This window comes from Bacteroidota bacterium, from assembly GCA_016720935.1.
Taxonomy (GTDB): Bacteria; Bacteroidota; Bacteroidia; order AKYH767-A; family 2013-40CM-41-45; genus JADKJP01.
Genome location: JADKJP010000006.1, coordinates 107215 through 128691, shown reverse-complemented (window position 1 = coordinate 128691; position 21477 = coordinate 107215). Strand labels below are relative to the sequence as shown.

The following is a 21477-nucleotide window of genomic DNA, read 5'->3' as shown; positions in this document are numbered from 1 at the left end:
ATCATTCTGAATACAAAAACAAAAAGCCTTCTCGATGAGAAGGCTTTTTGTTAAACTCTAAACCGTTTGAGGCAATTATGCTTCAGCGCGATCCGTTGCAGGAGCAACAGAAACGAAGCTCTTTGCATTCAATTTTTTTCTGAAAACAACAGTACCGTCTATCAAAGCAAAAAGAGTATGATCTTTTCCGATACCAACATTTTCACCCGGGAAATGACGGGTACCACGCTGACGAACGATAATGTTACCGGCAATAACGCGTTGTCCGCCATATATTTTTATACCAAGGCGTTTACTGTGTGATTCGCGACCGTTTTTCGAACTTCCGACCCCTTTTTTGTGTGCCATTTTAGTATTGTAATTTTAATGTGTTCTGATGATGATTTTGAAATTCAATTCTGCTGTCCTGATTAAGCTTTAATGCTTTCAATCTGGATTTTAGTCAAATCCTGACGGTGACCAGTCGATTTCTGGTAGCCTTTACGACGCTTTTTCTTGAAGATAATAACCTTATCTCCGCGAACATGGCCCAGAATTTTAGCCGAAACACTCGCACCTTTAATGGTAGGAGCTCCAACTTTCACTTTGCCGTTGTCGTCAACAAGCACTACGTCGCTGAATTCCAGCTGTTTACCTTCTTCTCCACCGAGACGGTGAACGATCACTGTCTGATCTTTCTGAACCTTGAATTGCTGTCCGGCGATGTTTACAATAGCGTACATTTTCTTGAAAATTAACGTTTTTGGATTCCCCTCAGTTTTTTGAGGGATGCAAATGTAGTAAGAATCCTTTTAAAAGCAAATTCTAAGTCGAAAATTTATGCCTCTATTTTAGCAAAAAACATCATTTTCGATAAAATAGATGAGCCATCAGGGCTTTAATCAGGGCAATCAATGACTCTGTTATGGATCCCGTTTATATCATTCAAAGCGTAAGAATACTCAATCTGGGGAATTATCCGATAGCAAATATGAAATATTCAGGAGTAGAGATATTTATCCCGAACAACCCAATACAACCCCTTCACATTCGCTCTCCATTCCTTTAAAATGTACGTGAGAACAATCTCTTCCAATAATTCCAATCCTGTACAGACAATAGTCACGTAGAACAAAATATAAATCGGTTGAGGCAGGAAAAACAATAACAGCATAAAACTACCCTGCAAAATAGCTGACATTTTCGCAAGTACTGTATGGAAACTAGTGGTTTTTCCATAGCGAATAAATGACATAATCGTTTGGATCACGAACAACCCTCCCAATAAATAAAACCACAGCAATTGATCCATAAAAAAAGTATGTTTGAAAAAATACATGCCAAAAAATCCGGCAAGTATAGTGAGATCATCACCGATTGAATCAAGTCTGGTTCCCATCACACTTTCAACGTGGAATCTTCGAGCCAGAAAACCATCAATCAAATCCGTAAAAAAACTAACGCCCAATAACCATTTAAACAATTCTAAATTGCCGCTATAAATCAACCAGATTAATACAGGCGCTGCCAGAATTCTATAAATGGTGATACCATTGATGATATAAAATGCCGGACGGGACATTAACTACTTCTAAAATTAAATATATAAAATTTTCAATACTACTGTGTAATTCAACAACACATCACCAAACTGAAAATGACACAGCTTAAGAATAACCAGTCGGTTTTATTCCAAACACTAATTTTTGAAATACTTCAGCACCCTGGCTATCATTTGATTTTCCGTAAGATGATCTGATGGCTCTATATGGATTTGTTTGGTGTCAAAATGATGATCTGTTTTCATCAGATTATGCAATTCATCTTTTGCTTCAGCTGAGCCAAACATAAAAATACTATCATAATTCTTTAACCTGTTCAAAAGCACTTTATAGAACTCTCTGTAAGCTTCTTGTTCACGGCTATGATTCTGGTATTCATTGTTGGTTGACCGGTTATTGCCGAGTCTGATTCCTGATCCATGTTCACCATCTTCCCGCTCACCAGGATTAAGAGATGAATAAGCTGTCTGTATTACAGGAGTTTCAGCACTCACATCAATAAAATGAGCTTTTGCATGATCAAGCCACAATCCGATTTGCTTTTCCTGTTCCTTTTTCATGATTTCAGTATTTAAATTATACTATAAAGTTACCTGTTATAAAGAAGATAGAAACGAAATGAATTTTCGAAAAGAATGACTTCTGTCATTTCATTTAACAGTATATTTTTGTATAAAAATAAATTGACCTTAAATTTAAAGAACTGGAATTGCTTACTTCCATGGAAGACCTCTATGTTCACTTGAATTGTTAATTGAATTTCCTGCTCTCCTTCATTAATTCAACTACTTCATCATCGCTCACCTGTGAAAATTCTTCATAGAATTGCCCGATACTCATAAATCCTGAAGGCTGCAAAGGGCATATAACCTCATCCGCTGTTGACTCCAGACTTTGAATAGTTTCAGGAGGAGCGACAGGTACCGCCACAATTACTTTTAAAGGGTTCTTTTTTCTGAGCATTTGCAATGCAAGGCGTATTGTGTAACCGGTGGCAATACCATCATCTGTCAGAATAATCAATTTACCCGTAAAATCTGATATCCCAGATTTGGCAGAATACAGCAAATATTTTTCTTTCAAATTGCTCCTGATTCTTTCACATTCAGTTTTAAAATAATTTTTCTCAATATCAAAATGCTGCTCGAGGATAGCCTCATCCAAACTTACAGCTCCTATTGCTAGTTCACTATTGTCGGGATGACCGATTTTTTTTACCAGCAATAGCTCAAGAGGGAGATTCAGGGCCTTCGCAATTATAGCTCCGATCGGAACTCCGCCTCTGGGCAGAGCCACAACCACACCATCCGAATCTCTGTATTTACTGAGAAACGGGATCAGTTTTTTGGCTGCATCTGTTCTGCTTGAATACACCATTGGATTTACTAATCAAACTCCCTATTATTTCAATTCTCAAAATTCCTGTCCAAAATGAAACTTCAAAAGGAGAAATATTCTGATTACAATCAGAGCTTTCCATGAACTTAATCATTCCTGTTTCAATATATTCAAATTAACTTGCCAATTACAAGTTCCTGGTTCTTTCTGTTTATGATGTGATTTTAACATATGAATATCCCCGTTTTTTTGGCTAACAACGAATAGCAATTTATTAGACAAAGGGCAATTCAATTTTCAATCTCAATTAATTGCATTGTTAAAAATGAAACGAATCATATCCACTTTAACGTTACTTCAACTACTCATATGTTTTCTGACACTTAGTGCCCAGGATGCAAAAGAAATCATACGGATCGCCGATGCGAAAGCAAAAGGGAAAAGCTCAGAGTCCCTGATGACAATAAAGATCGTGAGGTCAGGCTGGACCAGGGAAATGAAGCTGAAATCATGGACCAAGGGTAACGATTTTGCAATGATTCTAATTACACAACCTGCCAAAGACAAAGGGATTGTTTTCTTAAAACGAAAAAAGGAAGTATGGAACTGGATACCATCCATTGAACGGAATATCAAGCTTCCTCCATCAATGATGAATCAAAGCTGGATGGGAACTGATTTTACAAATGATGATCTGGTGAAAGAAGCAAGCATTGTCGAAGACTATAATCAATCAATCGTCAACACCGAAGAGATTGATAACCGGATCTGCTATAAAATTCAAATGATTCCAAAATCTGAAGCGGCAATTGTGTGGGGAAAAGTCATTTTATGGATCGATCAGAAAGACCAACTGATCCTGAAAGCGGAATATTACGATGAAGAGAATGGCTTGGTTAATACTATGATCGCCGGCGATATCAAAGTACTTGGCGGCAGGTTGCTTCCATCCTACCTGGAAATGATCCCTTCAGACAAAAAAGGGAACAAGACAATTCTAATTTACCATTCTCTGCAATTTGATAAACCAATTGAAGATAGTTTCTTTTCCAGTCAAAATATGCAACGGATAAAAGAATGATATTTCGATTCATTTGGAGAAATATTTGGAGAAACAAACGAAGGTCATTAATCACAATGGCTTCGGTTGCGTTTGCAGTTCTTTTGGCAGTAACTATGAAGTCCTTGCAAAAAGGTGTATTCGACAACCTTGTTAAAAATGTGGTGAGTTTTTACAGTGGGTATATACAAATCCATCAACAAGGATATTGGAATGAACAAACACTTGAGAATAGTATTGAATATTCCGAAGAAAAAATAATAACACTAAACAAAGTAAAAAATATCACAAGCTCTGTTGCACGAGTTGAATCATTCATTTTAGCATCTTCAGAAAATGCTACCGTAGGCTGTATGCTGGTTGGTACACAGGCGGAACCAGAAAACAATTTAACCGGACTCAAAGAAAAACTTGTAAAGGGCTCATATTTAAATGATCGCAAAGAAGGCGCATTAATAGCTGAAGATTTAGCGAAAAGATTACAAATTTCAGTGAATGACACCGTCATCCTCTTAGGTCAGGGATACCAGGGAAATACTGCCGCTGGTAAATTTACTGTTTGCGGAATCGTCAGATTTGGCTCACCTCAACTGAATCAATCCCTTGTATTTCTCCCTTTATCATTTGCCCAGACATTTTTAAGCACAGGAAATCGGGTTACAACCATCGCATTCAATATTTCCTCACCTGCATTTTTGGAACAAACCGAAGATGCATTGAGCAAACAAGCCGGAAAAGAACTTGAAGTATTAACCTGGAAAAAAATGATGCCGGATATAGAAGGGCATATTAGGGCTGACAATGTCAATTTCTACATTTTTATTGGTGTTCTCTACTTGCTCATTGCATTTGGAATTTTTGGGACTTTAATTATGATGTTAGCTGAACGCAAATATGAGCTCGGCATGATGCTCGCTATCGGCATGAAAAGACTTCATCTCGCACTGATGCTTACCGGCGAGACCATTCTGATCTCCGTTCTGGGAACAATTTTAGGATTACTCTTAAGCTACCCGGTGGTTCGTTACTTTGAACTGCATCCGATTAAATTCAAAGGCAGTATGGCTGATGCTTATAAAAATTTTGGATTCGATGCCATATGGCCAGCAAGTTTTGATCCTCAGATATTTTTAACGCAAGCCTTGATAGTAATGATCCTTTCTTTACTAATCGGCATGTTCCCTCTATTAAAGATCATGCGAATGAATGCAATCACAAACATGAAACGTTGAGGAGATTATAAAATGATCATCAAGATTGCCTGGCGGAACATCTGGAGACACAAAACTCGAAGTGCAGTAATTATTGTTTCAATAATATTTGGCACCTGGGCAGGATTATTCATTCAGGCTTATCTGAATGGAATGGTTGAAGACCGGATTCGTATGGCCATAGAAAAAGAAATCTCACATATACAAATACATTCATCTCAATTCCAAAAGGATTATGATGTAAACTTTATCATCCCTGATGGTCAGGAAATCATCACGACCATTTCTTCTTTCCCAGAGGTAAAATCAGCAAGTGGAAGGGTTATAACAAGGGGAATGATTGCAACTGCCAATGGAAGCTCCGGTGTTAAAATCAGCGGAGTTGATCCCGTGAAGGAATCCTCTACTACACATCTGGAAACAAATATTATTGAAGGAACTTATTTTACAAGTTCAGCAGTCAATGAACTGGTCATCGGTGAAAAATTAATCACTAAGCTAAAATTAAAACTAAAATCAAAAGTTGTCCTGACATTTATGGACAAAGAAAACAATATAGTTTCAGGGGCTTTTCGAATTTGCGGCATCTTCCGAACTAAAAACACTCCTTTTGATGAATCAAACATCTTTATCAAAAAGCAGGATCTGGCTGAGCTCACATCAACAGGGAATGAACTTCTTGAAATCGCGATCCTGTTGCATTCGAATAATACACTGGATCAGGTAATGAGCAAATTGAGAACAAAGTATCCATTACTGAAAATCGAAAACTGGCGTGAGTTAGCTCCTGAAATGGACCTGGTAGTTTCGACCACCAATCAAAGCATGTATATATATATGGGAATCATCATGCTTGCGCTTGCCTTTGGAATAATCAACACAATGCTGATGGCCATTCTGGAAAGAACAAGAGAAATAGGAATGCTGATGGCTCTTGGTTTGACAAGAACAAATGTATTCAAGATGATTTTTTTTGAAACAGTCTTTCTTGTTTTTAGCGGAACTCCTCCGGGAATCTTTCTGGCATGGTTAACAACGTTCTATTTTGGCAGGATAGGGATAGATATGTCTGTATACAAAGAAGTATATGCAAGTTTTGGCTATAGTGACGTAATTTATCCGGTATTGAATTTTCGTGACTACAGAATAATTCTGGAATTGGTTATCAGCACTACCATTGTTTCATCACTCTTTCCGGCAAGAAGAGCCATTTCGCTTAACCCGGCAGATGCCATTCGTAAGTAAAGAACTATGGATACAGTTATCGACACCCACAATGTTGTTAAAATCTACAACGAAAAAACGATTCCGGTTTATGCTGTAAACGGAGTACATATTCATATTAAAAGAGGTGAATTTACAGCCCTTGTTGGTCCATCCGGCTCAGGAAAAACCACTGTGTTGAATTTGATCGGAGGACTTGATAAACCAACCAGAGGATATATCGAAATCAATGGGCATAATATTACAAAGATGAGCCCGGGAGAATTAATCAATTTTCGATTGCGCAATATTGGCTTTGTTTTTCAATCATACAATTTAATTCCAGTGCTTACTGCAAAAGAGAACATTGAGTTTATCATGCTTCTTCAAAAGGTATCCAAAAAGGACCGTGAAAATCGGGTGGAAGAACTTCTGACCCAGATTGGACTACCCGATAAAGGAAATGTACGTCCGGCAGAACTTTCCGGTGGACAACAACAACGCATCGCTGTTGCAAGAGCATTGGCATCAAAACCGCAATTTGTTCTTGCAGATGAGCCAACCGCCAACCTTGATACGGTCTCTGCTTCCAACCTGCTTGACATTATGGAAAAACTGAACCAGGAGCAAAATATGACCTTTCTCTTCTCAACACATGACCAGCGCGTCATTGAAAGGGCACATCGGGTGATCACTTTACAAGATGGCAAAGTAACATCTGATGTTTCCGGTAAAGAAAAACTTCCAACCAAGGTAAAACTGGAGCACCGGTCATGAAACGTTTAGTGATTATATTCCTGGCATTAGTTTTACAACCTGAATTCCTATTCGCTGTCCAAAATCTTTTTACAAAACCTGAATTAAAAGGCTATATAAAAGACCTGCAGGCTTCCTCATTTACCAATAATGCTGATTCACTTTATACATGGAATCTGGTCCATAACAGGATAAATTTTAAATGGAATTTTACAAACAGCCTTCTTGCCCGTGTTGAAGTCAGAAGCCGGCTGTATTATGGAGAACAAATTAAATTAATACAAGGGTTTGGAGATTATATCGATATTGATGAAGGATATTTTAAACTCAGTAAATTATGGGTGAATAAAAAGGCTATGGTATTACATTCAACCGTTGACCGACTTATGATGAGTTACACGCATCTAAAATTCACTCTCACTCTGGGAAGGCAACGAATAAATTGGGGAATCAATACAATTTGGAATCCAAATGATTTGTTCAATGCATCTAATTTTCTTGATTTTGATTACGAAGAAAGGCCGGGAAATGATGGTTTAAGAATGCAGTACTTTCCCAATACCAATACTAGTTTGGAAGCCGGATTTAAACTTGGTGAAAACTCTGATCAAACAGTCCTGGCTGTGCTTTATAAAACAAATAAATGGAATTACGATTTACAACTCTTAACAGGAATTTACTATACCGACTGGGTTATCGGATGTGGTTGGGCGGGCAATATCAAAGATGCCGGCTTCAAAGGTGAATTCAGTTATTTTATTCCTAAAAATGAATCTTCAGAAGGAAACAATGTACTCAGTACTTCTCTCACATTGGATTACTCATTTAATAACAATTGGTACGCTTCCCTCTCAACACTTTATCAAAGCCGGGTTTTTATTTCTGAAGGCTCTGCCATTATAGCACAACCCAGAGTATTAAATGCTAAATTTTTAATGCCTTATCAATATTCGTTTTATGCCAATGTCAACAAACAATTTTCTCCGCTTCTCACAGGTAACCTGGGCATTGTTTTTTCAACAACAAGAAACAGTACAATTTTCTTACCCGGTTTGTCTTTTAATATTTCAGAATCTATGGACCTTGATTTGACAGCACAATGCATGTTCGAAAAAATCACGGAAGATTATCAAACAACAGGAAACACCATTTACCTAAGAATAAAGTTTAGTTTCTAAGCGAAATTGATTTTCTTTGATCAAAAGAAAATTGATACTTTGATCACGGTTTTATCTCAACCTGACTTCGCTTTTGAATGAAAAATCATTTATCGCAAAAATTTGGTTCATTCGTTGAACTATATGAATATTTACCTGATAAGGAACGCATCATCATCGATGTCCTGCGACAGATTATTCTCGAAAATCTTCCTGAAAGGGTCAAAGAAAAAATCTCGTTCAATGTGCCCTATTTCTATGGCAATAAAGGCATATGTATCCTCTGGCCTTCTACCGTTCCTCGTGGAGGTATCAAAGAAGGTGTGCTAATGGGATTCTGGTATGGAAATAAGTTAGCAGACGTTGATCAATATCTGACTCATGGAACAAACAAACAGATTTTTTATAAAATATTTAAATCTACAAGTGAAATCAATGAAAAAGCCTTAGTGAAACTTCTAAAAGAAGCGGTCTTGCTTGATGAGCAATTTTCTAAAAAGAAAATTCAGCACAAAAGTAAAATCAAAATAAATCGTTCATAAAGGACAGCAATTTAATGAAGAGCTTCTTGTTGAGAGTTTAATTATTTCTGCCCGTATTCAATAAAGTGATTTGCATTTTTTATCCTAAAATCCAAAAGAGGTAATTCCATGCTTCGAAAACGAAAAGTATTACGGTATTTTGGTATTGTTCTTTTGTTATTGCTTACAATCTATACTAGTCTTGTTTTTATACCCAGATCTTACAATATCCCGCACTTGACAACACGTGCAGGAACAGAGTACTGGAATTTAAACAGCGGATCAAAAATTGCCTACACATTGATACGAGCAACACAACATCAGACAGGCATTCCGATTTTATTCTTACAAGGAGGACCTGGTAGTCCAATCTATGACAGAAATATCAGATCACTTACTCCATTGAATGAAGATGGATTCGACATCTACCTGTATGATCAGGTTGGATGCGGCTACTCCAATCGGCTTGATGACATCAAGCAATACACGGCTCTACGACACAAAGAAGATCTCGAAGAAATTATTGAACGGATCGGATCGAAAAAAGTAATTCTGCTTGCTCAAAGCTGGGGAGCAATTCTTGCAACGCTTTATGCAGCGGATCACCCTGATAAAATTGAAAAAATAATTTTCACCGGACCCGGACCGCTTCTGCCCATCAAAGAAGAATTGGCTGCAATTTCTGTTCCGGAAAGCTTACAATTAAAAAAACCGGCTTATACAAATGCACAGGCAAACCAGATGACTCAAAATATCAGAACCAAAGCTATGGCATGGTTTGCAAGAACATTTGGATGGAAAATTGCCTCAGATCAGGAGGCTGACGCATTTCAAACTCATTTAAGCAATGAAACCAATAAATCAACAGTATGTGATATTTCAAAGGCTCCGGTCGCAGAAAATGGCGGAGGATATTATTGTCAGGTGATGACTGTCGCCAGTTTTGCTTCTACACCGGATGTTCGAACGAAACTATTGAAATGTAATTTTCCCGTTTTAATTATGAAAGGACAATGCGACAATCAAAACTGGGGATACACCAATGAATATCTTGAAATGTTTCCGGATCACCGCATAATCATCATTCCGAATGCAGGTCATTCAATCTCCATTGAGCAACCCAGAGCTTATTTGAACACTATTCGAAATTTCCTTGTCCCCCGGGATTCTGCTTTACAGAATGAGGCCATTCATTGAAATCAATTTTTATACATGAATATTGAAATTGAACAATAAAGATTTCTTTCAATTAAATATGTAAATTGCATTTTAAAAATCATTCTTCTCTTCCATTCCGGGCTATTGACCTGTATTTAACAGCAAATGGAGCACACAAATTCACTGATTCACGAAAGCAGTCCCTACTTATTACAACATGCGCACAATCCGGTAAATTGGTTTCCCTGGGGTGATGAAGCATGGAACAAAGCGAAGAAAGAAAACAAACTTATATTGATTTCTATTGGCTACAGCTCTTGTCACTGGTGCCATGTGATGGAGAGGGAAAGCTTTGAAGACTCAATCACTGCCCAACTGATGAATGATCATTATGTGTGCATTAAAGTTGACCGTGAGGAAAGGCCGGATATTGACCAGGTATACATGACTGCTGTTCAATTGATGTCAGGTAGTGGCGGCTGGCCATTAAATTGTTTTGCTCTTCCGGATGGCAGACCTATTTACGGAGGCACCTATTTTCCAAATCATGCATGGAAAGATATTCTGATCAAACTGTATACTTTCTATGTAAATGAACCTGAAAAAGCACGCCAATATGCGGAAGAACTAACACAAGGAATTCAACAAACAGAAGTCATCCACACATCCGATGAGGTTGTACAATTTTCCAAAGATATTCTGGACAAAACAGTCACCGGCTGGAAACGACATTTTGATCAAAAAGAAGGCGGACCCAATCGTGCTCCAAAATTTCCTTTGCCAAATAATTATGAATTCTTGCTGGACTACGCCCATGCAAATAAGGATACACAACTTTTGGAGCATGTATATCTCACAATCAACAAAATGGCTTTTGGAGGAATTTACGATCAGATTGGAGGAGGATTCGCAAGGTATTCTGTCGATTCCATCTGGAAAGTTCCGCATTTTGAAAAAATGTTGTACGACAACTCACAGTTGATTTCGTTGTATTCAAAAGCATATCGTGCGACCGGGAATGAACTGTACAAAGACGTTGTGGAACAAACACTGGAATGGGTACAAAGGGAAATGACTTCCGACGAAGGTGGCTTTTATTCCGCCCTGGATGCGGATTCTGAAGGAGAGGAAGGAAAATTTTACACCTGGAAAGCAGAGGAATTGCAAACAATTCTCGACAATGATTTTCCACTTTTTCAGGCTTATTACAATGTCAACGCGAAAGGGCTTTGGGAACATGGAAACAATATTCTCCTTCGTCATCGCGAAGACAAAGACATTGCTGAAGAATTCTCCCTTACAGTTTCGGATTTAAAAAACAAAATGCGCGATGCGCAAAACAAATTGCTAAGTGTCCGTTCCAAAAGAATTCGTCCGGGACTTGACGACAAACAGCTCACATCCTGGAATGCGTTGATGATAAAAGCCTGTTGTGATGCTTACATGACTTTTGGGAATGCGGAATTCCTGAAGACAGCCAAAAGGAATGCAAGCCTTATTTTAAAAAGTTTGAAACGTAATGATGGTGGACTATTTCACAGTTATAAAAATGGCAAAGCAAGTATAAACGGATATCTGGAAGATTACTCTTTCACTATAGAAGCCCTCATTTCACTTTACGAATCGACATTTGAAGAATCCTGGTTAATGGAAGCCGCTAATTTTGCAGACTATACTCTTGAACATTTCTACGATGCTGATTCCGGATTTTTCTGGTTTACATCTGATCTTGACCCTGCACTAATAGCACGTAAAAAAGAAATACACGATAATGTAATTCCGGCATCTAATTCAAGTATGGCGAAAGGTCTTTATTCTCTTGGAATTTATTTTGAAAACAACAGGTATTCCGAAATTGCGTCCCGAATGGTGAATTCGGTTTCAAAAGAAATGGAAAAATACGGTTCAGGATATTCCAACTGGGCAATTTTGTTGATGAGATTTGTTTATCCATCAAAAGAAGTGGTGATCGTTGGTGGGGAGGCTGAAATTTATCGCAAACAACTCCAGGCTCTGTACACGATCAATGTACTTTATGCCGGATGTAAAAACGATTCCGGAAAACTCAGTCTGCTGAACAACCGCTATATCAAAGGAGAAACTTTGATCTACGTATGTCAGAACCACACTTGCAAATTACCGGTGAAAACAGTTCAGGAAGCATTAGAACAAATTTCCCAGCCTGTCAACTAGGGTTCAATTACTTAGTTTTTACTCCTGCACCCGTAAATCGGGTGTAACCAACACTTTTTTGTTGACAGATATTGCTTCCGGCCTGAATCAACTTTGAGGTAATTTACTTTCTTTGGTTTAGCCTCTTTCTGCTCATCTCCCTATGGAAAAAATTCAAAAACTTCTTGTCGCCAATCGTGGCGAAATCGCCATTCGCGTTTTACGTGCCGCATCAGAACTTCGCATCCGTACGGTTGCAGTCTTTACTTATGAAGACCGATATTCGTTACATCGTTTTAAAGCAGATGAAGCCTACCAGATCGGAGCCGACAACGATCCCCTGAAACCCTATCTGGATATTGAAGAGATTATTCGTATCGCCAAAGCAAATAAAATCCAGGCGATCCATCCTGGTTATGGTTTTCTCAGTGAAAATGTTCATTTCGCAAGACGTTGCAGGGAAGAAGGAATCATTTTCGTTGGCCCGACACCGGAGGTTATGGATCAACTTGGAGATAAAGTAAAATCCAAACTGGTTGCACGCGCCTGTGGCGTACCTGTTATTGAAGACAACAAAGAGAAATTAACCTCGACAGAAATCGCGCTGAAAGAAGCAAGGCGTATTGGTTTCCCGGTCATCTTTAAAGCAAGTGCCGGAGGTGGCGGCCGGGGAATGAGAGTGATTCATAAAGAAGAAGATCTTGAAAAAGCCTTTTCAGAAGCCCGCCGTGAAGCCGGAAACGCATTTGGAGATGATACAATCTTTATCGAGAAATATGTTGATGACCCAAAGCATATAGAAGTTCAGATCCTTGGCGACAACCAAGGCAATATTGTGCATTTGTATGAACGTGATTGCAGTGTGCAAAGACGGTTTCAAAAAGTGGTGGAAATAGCTCCGGCACCCAATCTGAAACAGGAAACAAAAGACAATCTTTATAAGTATGCGCTGAGTATCGCGAAGTATGTAAATTACAACAATGCAGGTACTGTTGAATTTCTTGTGGACAAGGATGAAAATATTTATTTCATCGAGGTAAACCCACGTATCCAGGTAGAACATACAGTAACTGAAGAAGTCACCCGCATCGATCTTGTCAGAAGTCAGATTCTAATTGCAGATGGCACTGCTCTTTCTTCTCCAAGAATCGACATTGCAGATCAGGCTTCAATTCCATGTAATGGATTCGCAATTCAATGCCGGATCACAACAGAGGATCCATCGAATGAATTCAAACCGGATTATGGAACCATCATCGCCTATCGTCATGCCGGCGGCTATGGTATCCGGCTTGACGAGGGCAGCTCATACCAGGGTGTAAAAGTTTCTCCTTTCTTTGATTCCATGCTGGTAAAAATAACCGCCAAAGGCCGGACACTCAAAGGAGCCAGCCGCAGGTTGTATCGAGCGCTCACAGAATTCCGGATCCGTGGTGTCAAAACCAATATCGCGTTTCTTGAAAATGTGATCATGCATCCACTTTTCGAAAGCGGAAATATCACTGTACGCTTTATTGAAAAACATCCCGATTTATTACTTACAAAAGCCGGCCAGGATAGAGGAACGAAAATGCTGCGCTATCTGGCGGATGTACTTGTGAATGGAAATCCGGATGTAGCTAAAATTGACAAGAGCAAAATTTTTCATAGCCCTAAAGTCCCGGCATTCGACAGAAATCAGAAAATTCCAAACGGTACAAAACAAAAACTGGATGATCTTGGACCGGAAAAATTCGCGGCCTGGCTGAAAGACGAAGCAAAAGTAAAATTCACCGATACTACATTTCGTGATGCGCATCAATCCTTGCTCGCAACACGAGTAAGGACAACGGACTTGTTGAAAGTCGCCGAAAGTTATGCCCGTCATCATCCGCAATTATTCTCTATGGAAGTCTGGGGCGGTGCAACCTTCGATGTAGCGCTTCGCTTTTTGCATGAATGTCCCTGGAAGCGTCTTCAATTGATCCGGTCAGCGGTGCCAAATATTTTGCTGCAAATGCTGATCCGTGGTGCCAATGCAGTAGGGTATGCCTCTTACCCGGATAATCTGGTTGAAAAATTCATTGAAAAAAGCTGGGAAAACGGAGTAGATGTATTCCGCATTTTTGATTCGCTGAATTGGATTGACAGCATGAACGTAAGCATTCGTGCGGTTCGTGAAAGAACAGGCGGACTTGCGGAAGCATGTATCTGTTACACCGGTGATTTACTTGACCCAAAGCGTCAGAAGTATTCATTGCAGTATTATGTGGATATGGCAAAAAAACTGGAAGACGCCGGCTCACATATTCTTGGCATCAAAGACATGGCCGGACTGCTTAAGCCTTATTCCGCGGAACTACTGATCAATGCTCTGAAAAAATCAATCGACATTCCAATTCATTTACATACGCACGATACTTCATCAATACAAAATGCAACGTATCTGAAAGCCATAGAAGCAGGTGTAGATGTTGTAGATGTCGCTTTGGCTTCTTTGTCCGGACTTACTTCGCAACCAAACTTCAACGTGCTTGCTGAAGTTTTGCGAAATACTCCGCATGAAACCGGATTTGACATTCCTTCACTCAATGACTTTTCAAATTACTGGGAAACAGTACGTGAATATTATTATCCATTTGAATCCGGTCTGATGGCCGGAACCGCGGAAGTATACAAACATGAAATCCCCGGCGGACAATATTCCAATCTGAAACCACAAGCACTATCTCTCGGCTTAGCGGAAAGAATGGACGATATCAAAAAAGCTTATGAAGATGTCAACGAAATGTTCGGAGACATTGTCAAGGTAACACCCAGCTCTAAGGTTGTAGGTGACATGGCTATGTTCATGGTTACAGGGAATTATTCAAAGGAAGATATATATGCAAAAGGTGAAACGTTATCGTTTCCTGAGTCTGTGAAAAGCATGTTCCGCGGAGATTTAGGTCAACCTTATGGAGGCTGGCCGGAAGAGTTGCAAAAAATGATTCTGAAAGATGAAAAACCGTATACAGACCTCCCGAATGCGCATCTTCAACCGATAGAATTTGAAAAAGAATTCGCTCTCTTCCAGGAAAAATTTGATCACTACCAGAGCTTTCTTGATTTTCTGAGCTGGAAATTCTATCCAAAAGTATTTGAAGAATATTATAATTTTCAAAAACAGTTTGGAGAACTAAGTCCTCTCCCTACTCCCGCCTTTTTCTTCCCCATGAAAAGCAACGAAGAAATCATGGTGAACATCGGTACAGGAAAAACTCTGCTCATCCGGTTGTTGTATGTGAGTGATCATGCTGATGATGACGGAAACCGCACTGTATTCTTCCGGCTCAATGGGCAAACCCGTTCGATTGAAGTAAAAGACAGGACAGTTGTGGTGAGGCGAGCCAGCAATCCAAAAGCATCCGGTGATAATCAAATAGGCGCACCATTGCAGGGACGATTGGCAAGGATCTTTGTGAAAGCAGGCGAAAAAGTAAAACGAAATGCTCCCTTGTTCACAATTGAAGCAATGAAGATGGAAACAACCATCACCGCGACAAAAGATCTTACTATCAAACGCCTCGCGTTAAGCGAAGCTACGATGGTAGAATCCGAAGACCTCGTAATAGAAATTGAAGAATAGTCGATTTTCAAAAATAAATAACTAAAAATTCTGCGACTCCAGATCTACTGAAGGAATTCAGTGTAGCTAGTGTTGCATGTAGTTTTCATATTCTATGGTCTTGTCCATACACACTTTAAGAACTCTCACCCTGCACTTTTCCTGTGCAAGCAGATTTTTCTCCCAGGGCTCAATGTATTTGGTGTTTGTCTTCCCACCCCAATAGGCCCAAAAGATGAATACGGTATAATCGAAAGCATCATCCGGGAGAAGTGGTTTTGTTTCTTCCAGACGATATGGGGTTGTACGGTTCACCAAAGGAACTTCAACATATTTTTGAAGTTCAGTCCTCAGGTCACGTGATGTATCAATTCCAAGAGGCTGTCTTTCACAGACCCGTTTTGTAAATTCGTCTTTCGGATTGTTACAAGTTGTCGAATCATTGACGACTACCCTTTTCCCTTCCTTGTTATAAACAACCAGATAGGGTAATCCAAAATGAAGATTGTTCGCGGTTTGCGCAAGGCTTGTGGAGTCCTTTGGAAAAACAACATTATCGGTTCTCATATTTTTCCCGGCCAAATAATTTTTCACGGTGCTCAGGTGCGGAGTTTTATTCGGGTTGTGCATTCCCATGTAAAGCATAAACGCGTTTCTGCAGGAGCAACACATAATAAAAACGAGAACAATCAAAGAGTATTTTTTCATATGTTTGAATTTAGCATGGGTCCGCAATTCATTTTACGGACCCATGAAAATATTAATTAAAAAAGATGGTAAATCCAGCCGACGATTTTTCCATCTTATAAGAACCCGCTTTTATTAGAATTGGTTTTGTGAGATTCAGGCTCCTTTGAATTTCCGCAGGAAAAGTGTAATCTTCTTCCATGATAAAACTCTTCTGAGAAAACTGTTCAGGATATGAACCGGCGTTTACAGCAGGAACTTCCAGAACAAATGTTTTACCATCATCTCCTGTGCTCAATGTACACTCATTGAAAGTTACCCAGGTCGAAGTGCATATCCCAAATCCCTTGCAACCCTTGCTATTGCGGCCAAAACTTATTTTAGTGTGCGTTGTAATCTTAAGTGGATCAGCATGTGCAATATTCCCAACAAGTATTAGCAGAAATAACAACCATTTCAGGTTTATAGTAGATTTCATTTTTTTGTTTTTATTGTTTAGAATAAATTATCCGAGTGAGGTAAATTAAATCATCTTTTGGATATACAAGTCAAATCAACTGTGAGGATATTGGATTTGTCTCTTGTATATTTATAAAACCCTTTTTTGATGATAATGGATGAATAGCCCAACTGTTCGCAAATTGAAGAGCCAACAGGAGTATCTTCTTCCACTTCAAAATCCTTATCTGTAATTTTTTCCGGATAATATGCCGAAAGCGTCAACTGAGAAGCACTTCTCATTTCGAGACCGACATCTGTATTACCGCCTCCTACAGGAGCGGAATTAAATTTGACAGAAAAATCAAGACAGCCGATGGCAAGACCGGTGCATCCGGATTTCTTTCGGTGCAAACCACCGGATAGCGTAACAACTAAGGTACAAGGCCGGGCCATTTCGAATGTAGGCAGGTTATTGCGTTCGGCAATTGAATTACTTTCAATGGCAAATGCGGATTGAATGAAGAGCAGACAAATAACACTCAGATAAAATAACTTTTTCATGGGATTGTTTTTATGTGGTTTAGAATTGAAATGATTATGATTTATTTTAAAATATATTTTTGAAATTGGGGTTAAGACTGAGCATGGGAGAGCCACCCCACGAATACATTTTGCCCCGAAGGGCCAGTAACGATATTTGCCATACATAATGTACAGCCCTCTCATCGCATTCAGCTTAAATAAAATATTTATAGGCAAAAGCATATTTGAATCAATTTTATTTTCGATGACAAAACTAATTTCACTTCGAGGCTCAAACAATGGAAGTGATACTCAATTTAGATAGTACACTTCCCATGTATTCTAAAAAATTCCATTTCATATTTGATGAGAAGTTTGCACAAATGCTGAGAATATTTGAGTAATCAACAATTTCCATTCAGTCGCTGTTCATTTACTCCACGATTTCCCTCTTATAGTGGATGCGAAAAACCATGATCATTCCTTTCTTCGGACATGCATAAAAAAGAAGAAAACAATGAAGTGCGCACCGTCTTGTGCGGCTTTCCAAATTTATTTGCGCAATGGCTCTCCGCGCATTTATCAAAAAAAGACAACATCAAAATATCAGCAATACTGCCTGACATTCGCTCCTACAATGGCAATACAATGAGAGAACACGATCTCCTCCTGGTCAGGATAAACACTCCGGATGAGATCATCTCTCTTCCGGATCAGAGTTATAATCAAAAAAGATTACTGGTCTGGTGGTCAGGACAAACAATTAATGATGAAATCATGATTGAACTGGTAAATGCCGGCGCTTCCGGGATTCTTGCTGATCATCACTTGCTGGAAGATATAGAAGAAGCCATTCTGAATGTTTCAGAATATAAAGTACATATGAATGACCTTCTGAGCAATGCACTATTTCATTATTGTAGAAAGCAAAACATCATTGGAGGAAATCACATCGGCAGGGAAATTTCCTTCAGTGAAAGGGAAAAAAAAGTGATTGAACTCCGTAAAGCCGGATACACATCCAAAGCAATTGCCGAACAATTATTCCTGAGTAAGAAAACTGTCGACAAAGTATTTTGTGATTTGTACAGACGTCTTGAGTGTACAAACTTTTTTGAAGTATTGGAACGGTACGAGAGGAAGACGACAATTCATTACCGAAACTATTTCTAAAAAAAAGCAGGAATAACTGCAACTCCTGGCAATTTGGTTTTAGTGCTTAATGAAATGTCATGACAAAATCATCCAGGCTGGCCTCCTCCGGCAAATTCAGTTTTTTCTTCAGGCGGTAACGTGTCTTCTTTACGCTGTCGGGAGAAATAGCAAGCATCGCGGAAATCTCTTTGTTACCAATTGACAATTTAATCAAAAGAAACAATCTTAATTCAGCGGATGTAATCTGATTGAAGGATGTAGTGACTTTCTGGATCAATCCCGGATAAACAGAATCAAAATAGAGGCGGAACTGATTCCAATCAGTTTCCGTCATCAGTTTCATTTTTGAAAATTCATCAACGTACGAATGAAACTGGTCATCCGTCATGGATTGGGTGTATGAGCCTGCTCGAAGTTTCGCTTCCAACTCTTCAATGAGCGTTGTTTTGCTGATCAGGTTCTGAGTAAAATCCTGTAACCTGATTTTATTGATTTCAAGCTCGCGCTTCACAGAACTCAATTCCTGCTCGTGTATCAGGCTTCTTGCTTCAAACAATTGTTTGTTTTTCCTGTTCCTGCTAACCAGATAGAGAACAACCATGAAAGCGAGAAGAGAAATTAATGTAATCCCGATGATCAGAATCTTCTTTCTCTGCTCAGCTATCTTTGTATTTTGATTTAGATCCGTGATTTGCTCTTCTTTCTTTTCAGTTTCATAATTTACACTCAACTCATTGATTATTTTCGTTTTCTCCGAATCATACAATGAATCTTTCAGATTCATGATGGTCATCAAATAATCAGCCGCGGCTTCGAAATCTTTCTTCTTTTTCGATAATTTATAAAGACTTTTATATGTATTTAATACACCCGAACGCTGACCGCTTTTATCGGATATATCTATTGATTTTTTAAATGTGGCCTCGGCGGAATCCAAATGACCCAGTTCAGACTGACATACACCAATATTATGAAGTATTGGTGGGAGTTCCTTTGCGTCATTCGATTTTTCAATATAATAAAAAGCTTCTTTCAGAAATGGAACTGCCCTCTCCCACTCTTTGTTTCTCATATAAGTAACCGCCAATGAATTCAGCGATTCCGGTAGCCCTGATTCATCTTTTAGTATTCGTTGAATTGCAACGGAAGCTTTCGCATGGTAGAGTGCATTAGGAATGTCTTTCATTTGCTGATAAACAGAAGCAAGACATGCATGCGCTCCGGCAATATTTACCGAATCACCAACACTCAGAAAATACCTTTGTGCGGTATTGTAACATTCTATCGCTTTTGTGAAATCTTCCTGATCGTAAAAATTATCACCCAAATCAATCTTCACCAGGTTTACATTCGAAGAGTCGCCAAGTTGTTCATACAATCCCAATGCCTTATACCTGTATTCGGCACTTTTTGCAAAATCACCTTTAAATGAATAAACAGATCCAAGGGTATTGTAAACTCTGGCAAGGGAAGATGAATCTGTCAGTACTTTATAAAATTGACAACTGGCTTCAAGATATGGAGCCGCACTGTCATAATGTGCTGTGTAATAATAAACTTCACCCAAATGAGATTGTACAAAAGCCTGCATTTTGAAATTTCCGGGCTTCAGGGATTTCTTATATCTCTGCAAATGCTCCAAGGCAAGTTCATAACGGGTTTGTTCAATTAATTTATGAATAAGCTGTGCATAAATTGTATCAACAATTGACTGATTTTCAATTGTGCTCAGAATTTTATATGACTCTTCCGCATTGTTTGTATCTAAAACAAATCCCTGATTAATGATCACAAAAGGTCTTTCTTCCAGCCCTTTTAAAGCAGGATCATTTTGTGAAGGCTGGCTACAGGAGAAGAAACCAAAAAGTAAGAATGCCCAGATAAAATGAATCCGGGAAAATTTGATCGACATGAACGCAGTTTATTCGAATCCAACTAATCAATGCAATTAAATAAATTCAGTTCAAATCCACCAATTTCAGGCTAGTACACAGAGTAAGTTCATGTTGTCCACCAATTGTCCCGTAAAAAATGGCCGAAAACGCAGGATTGTCCCCCAATTGTATACCTGAGTTTTTTGGGATTACCTCAGTGCACCATTACATTTGGCGGCCGCTTTTAAAAAAGGTTTATCCTTTAGAAGCGAAAAAAATTTGATACTGCAATTCATGGGGGTAAATCCATCAGTAATGATGGTTGAATTGCATCGAGGCTGCGGGAAACCGTAGCCTTTTTTATTGCCCCTTACTTTTGCCAGGGATATATTCCTTCAAATAGAAGGGTTCGAAAATTGAAGTGTTTTCTGTCTCTCCGTTTACTAATTTTCGTTCCGCTTCAGCAACAAAGAAAGCTGCAGATGGCAAGACATCTGCATGGATAGACACTTTTTCTGAATCTCCAAAAATCTGGTCCAGTTTGACAGCTCCGTCACCGGCAAAAAAAACATGTCCATCAGCTCGTAATTCCGAAAAAGATGCCTCATCAATAATCTCAGCATGGGTTGCTGATAAAACATTTAAATGAATATCATATAGAGATGTGTACACCTCCATCCGACGGGCATCAATCATTGGAATTAAATAAATTTTCCTCTTTGATTCCTTTGTTGAAAGTACATTGGCATTTTCTTTCACCAGTTTCTTTCGAAGTCCAAATGCAATTCCGTAAAGAGTAGGGACAGAAATCAATGGCAGGTCCAGGGCAAAACAAAGTCCTTTGGCTGTACTTACACCAATCCGTAATCCCGTATAGGAACCTGGACCACTGCTGACTGCAATGGCGTCCAAATCGGCGAGAAGTACAGAAGCTTCCTCGCAGACTGTTTCGATACATCGGGTAAGCTTTTCAGCATGAGAAAAGCCTTCATGAATTTCTTTCAAAGCAAGCAGCTCTCCATCCCTGCCGATCGCGACAGAGCAGACTGATGTAGCTGTTTCTATTGATAAAATGAGGCCCATTTGAATAAAGAA

20 protein-coding genes are annotated in these 21477 nt (G+C 39.0%); 10 read left to right on the top strand and 10 right to left on the bottom strand.

What is annotated here, in order from left to right; all coding sequences use genetic code 11:
• Positions 1-75: 75 nt before the first annotated feature.
• The 5 genes from rpmA to IPP86_08830 form a co-directional block, all read right to left on the bottom strand.
• On the bottom strand, positions 76-348 hold the full coding sequence (gene rpmA / locus IPP86_08850) for a 50S ribosomal protein L27 (protein MBL0138623.1): 273 nt from the start codon (positions 346-348) through the stop codon (positions 76-78).
• A gap of 62 nt (positions 349-410) precedes the next feature.
• Entirely contained in the window at positions 411-722 is a 312-nt protein-coding gene (gene rplU, locus IPP86_08845) for a 50S ribosomal protein L21 (GenBank protein MBL0138622.1), read from the bottom strand.
• A gap of 257 nt (positions 723-979) precedes the next feature.
• Positions 980-1561 carry a CDP-alcohol phosphatidyltransferase family protein gene (locus IPP86_08840; protein MBL0138621.1) on the bottom strand — a complete coding sequence of 194 codons (582 nt, stop codon included), beginning with the start codon at positions 1559-1561 and terminating at the stop codon, positions 980-982.
• Positions 1562-1678: 117 nt separating this feature from the next.
• Positions 1679-2101 (bottom strand): hypothetical protein, encoded by a 423-nt coding sequence (locus tag IPP86_08835; protein MBL0138620.1) that lies wholly within the window; start codon positions 2099-2101, stop codon positions 1679-1681.
• A gap of 190 nt (positions 2102-2291) precedes the next feature.
• The gene (locus IPP86_08830; protein ID MBL0138619.1) at positions 2292-2918 is read right to left on the bottom strand and encodes a phosphoribosyltransferase; all 627 of its coding nucleotides are present in this window, start codon (positions 2916-2918) and stop codon (positions 2292-2294) included.
• Positions 2919-3204: 286 nt separating this feature from the next.
• Here IPP86_08830 and IPP86_08825 point away from each other — a divergent pair, with 286 nt between their 5' ends.
• The 9 genes from IPP86_08825 (at position 3205) to IPP86_08785 (ending at position 15724) form a co-directional block, all read left to right on the top strand.
• Positions 3205-3960: an outer membrane lipoprotein-sorting protein gene (locus tag IPP86_08825; GenBank protein ID MBL0138618.1), complete on the top strand. Its 756-nt coding sequence runs from the start codon at positions 3205-3207 to the stop codon at positions 3958-3960.
• Between the two features lie 56 nt (positions 3961-4016).
• Positions 4017-5171, top strand: a complete 1155-nt coding sequence (locus tag IPP86_08820; protein MBL0138617.1) for an ABC transporter permease — start codon at positions 4017-4019, stop codon at positions 5169-5171.
• Positions 5172-5183: 12 nt separating this feature from the next.
• Positions 5184-6395: an ABC transporter permease gene (locus IPP86_08815; protein ID MBL0138616.1), complete on the top strand. Its 1212-nt coding sequence runs from the start codon at positions 5184-5186 to the stop codon at positions 6393-6395.
• A gap of 6 nt (positions 6396-6401) precedes the next feature.
• Entirely contained in the window at positions 6402-7130 is a 729-nt protein-coding gene (locus IPP86_08810) for an ABC transporter ATP-binding protein (protein MBL0138615.1), read from the top strand.
• Entirely contained in the window at positions 7127-8287 is a 1161-nt protein-coding gene (locus IPP86_08805) for a hypothetical protein (GenBank protein MBL0138614.1), read from the top strand. The genes IPP86_08810 and IPP86_08805 overlap by 4 nt, the downstream gene beginning before the upstream one ends.
• A 77-nt stretch (positions 8288-8364) precedes the next feature.
• Positions 8365-8808 (top strand): DUF1801 domain-containing protein, encoded by a 444-nt coding sequence (locus IPP86_08800; GenBank protein MBL0138613.1) that lies wholly within the window; start codon positions 8365-8367, stop codon positions 8806-8808.
• A gap of 108 nt (positions 8809-8916) precedes the next feature.
• Positions 8917-9984: an alpha/beta hydrolase gene (locus tag IPP86_08795; GenBank protein ID MBL0138612.1), complete on the top strand. Its 1068-nt coding sequence runs from the start codon at positions 8917-8919 to the stop codon at positions 9982-9984.
• A 126-nt stretch (positions 9985-10110) separates the two neighbouring features.
• The gene (locus tag IPP86_08790; GenBank protein ID MBL0138611.1) at positions 10111-12138 is read left to right on the top strand and encodes a thioredoxin domain-containing protein; all 2028 of its coding nucleotides are present in this window, start codon (positions 10111-10113) and stop codon (positions 12136-12138) included.
• 142 nt (positions 12139-12280) lie between these two features.
• Positions 12281-15724 (top strand): pyruvate carboxylase, encoded by a 3444-nt coding sequence (locus tag IPP86_08785; GenBank protein ID MBL0138610.1) that lies wholly within the window; start codon positions 12281-12283, stop codon positions 15722-15724.
• 66 nt (positions 15725-15790) lie between these two features.
• On the opposite strand, the gene IPP86_08780 is transcribed toward IPP86_08785, so the two are convergent.
• Genes IPP86_08780 through IPP86_08770 form a run of 3 tightly spaced genes read right to left on the bottom strand, consistent with a single transcriptional unit; the run spans position 15791 to position 17392 of the window.
• A complete protein-coding gene (locus IPP86_08780) occupies positions 15791-16411 on the bottom strand; it encodes a hypothetical protein (protein ID MBL0138609.1) in 621 nt (206 codons plus the stop codon).
• A 52-nt stretch (positions 16412-16463) separates the two neighbouring features.
• Positions 16464-16868 carry a hypothetical protein gene (locus IPP86_08775; protein ID MBL0138608.1) on the bottom strand — a complete coding sequence of 135 codons (405 nt, stop codon included), beginning with the start codon at positions 16866-16868 and terminating at the stop codon, positions 16464-16466.
• Between the two features lie 50 nt (positions 16869-16918).
• Positions 16919-17392: a hypothetical protein gene (locus IPP86_08770; GenBank protein ID MBL0138607.1), complete on the bottom strand. Its 474-nt coding sequence runs from the start codon at positions 17390-17392 to the stop codon at positions 16919-16921.
• Between the two features lie 456 nt (positions 17393-17848).
• Between IPP86_08770 and IPP86_08765 the strand changes: the two genes are divergently transcribed.
• Positions 17849-18526: a response regulator transcription factor gene (locus IPP86_08765; protein ID MBL0138606.1), complete on the top strand. Its 678-nt coding sequence runs from the start codon at positions 17849-17851 to the stop codon at positions 18524-18526.
• Positions 18527-18572: 46 nt separating this feature from the next.
• Here the strand turns inward: IPP86_08765 and IPP86_08760 are convergent, their stop codons facing one another.
• Both IPP86_08760 and tsaB read right to left on the bottom strand, forming a co-directional pair.
• Positions 18573-20420: a tetratricopeptide repeat protein gene (locus tag IPP86_08760; protein MBL0138605.1), complete on the bottom strand. Its 1848-nt coding sequence runs from the start codon at positions 20418-20420 to the stop codon at positions 18573-18575.
• A gap of 322 nt (positions 20421-20742) precedes the next feature.
• Entirely contained in the window at positions 20743-21465 is a 723-nt protein-coding gene (gene tsaB, locus IPP86_08755; GenBank protein ID MBL0138604.1) for a tRNA (adenosine(37)-N6)-threonylcarbamoyltransferase complex dimerization subunit type 1 TsaB, read from the bottom strand.
• Positions 21466-21477: the final 12 nt, after the last annotated feature.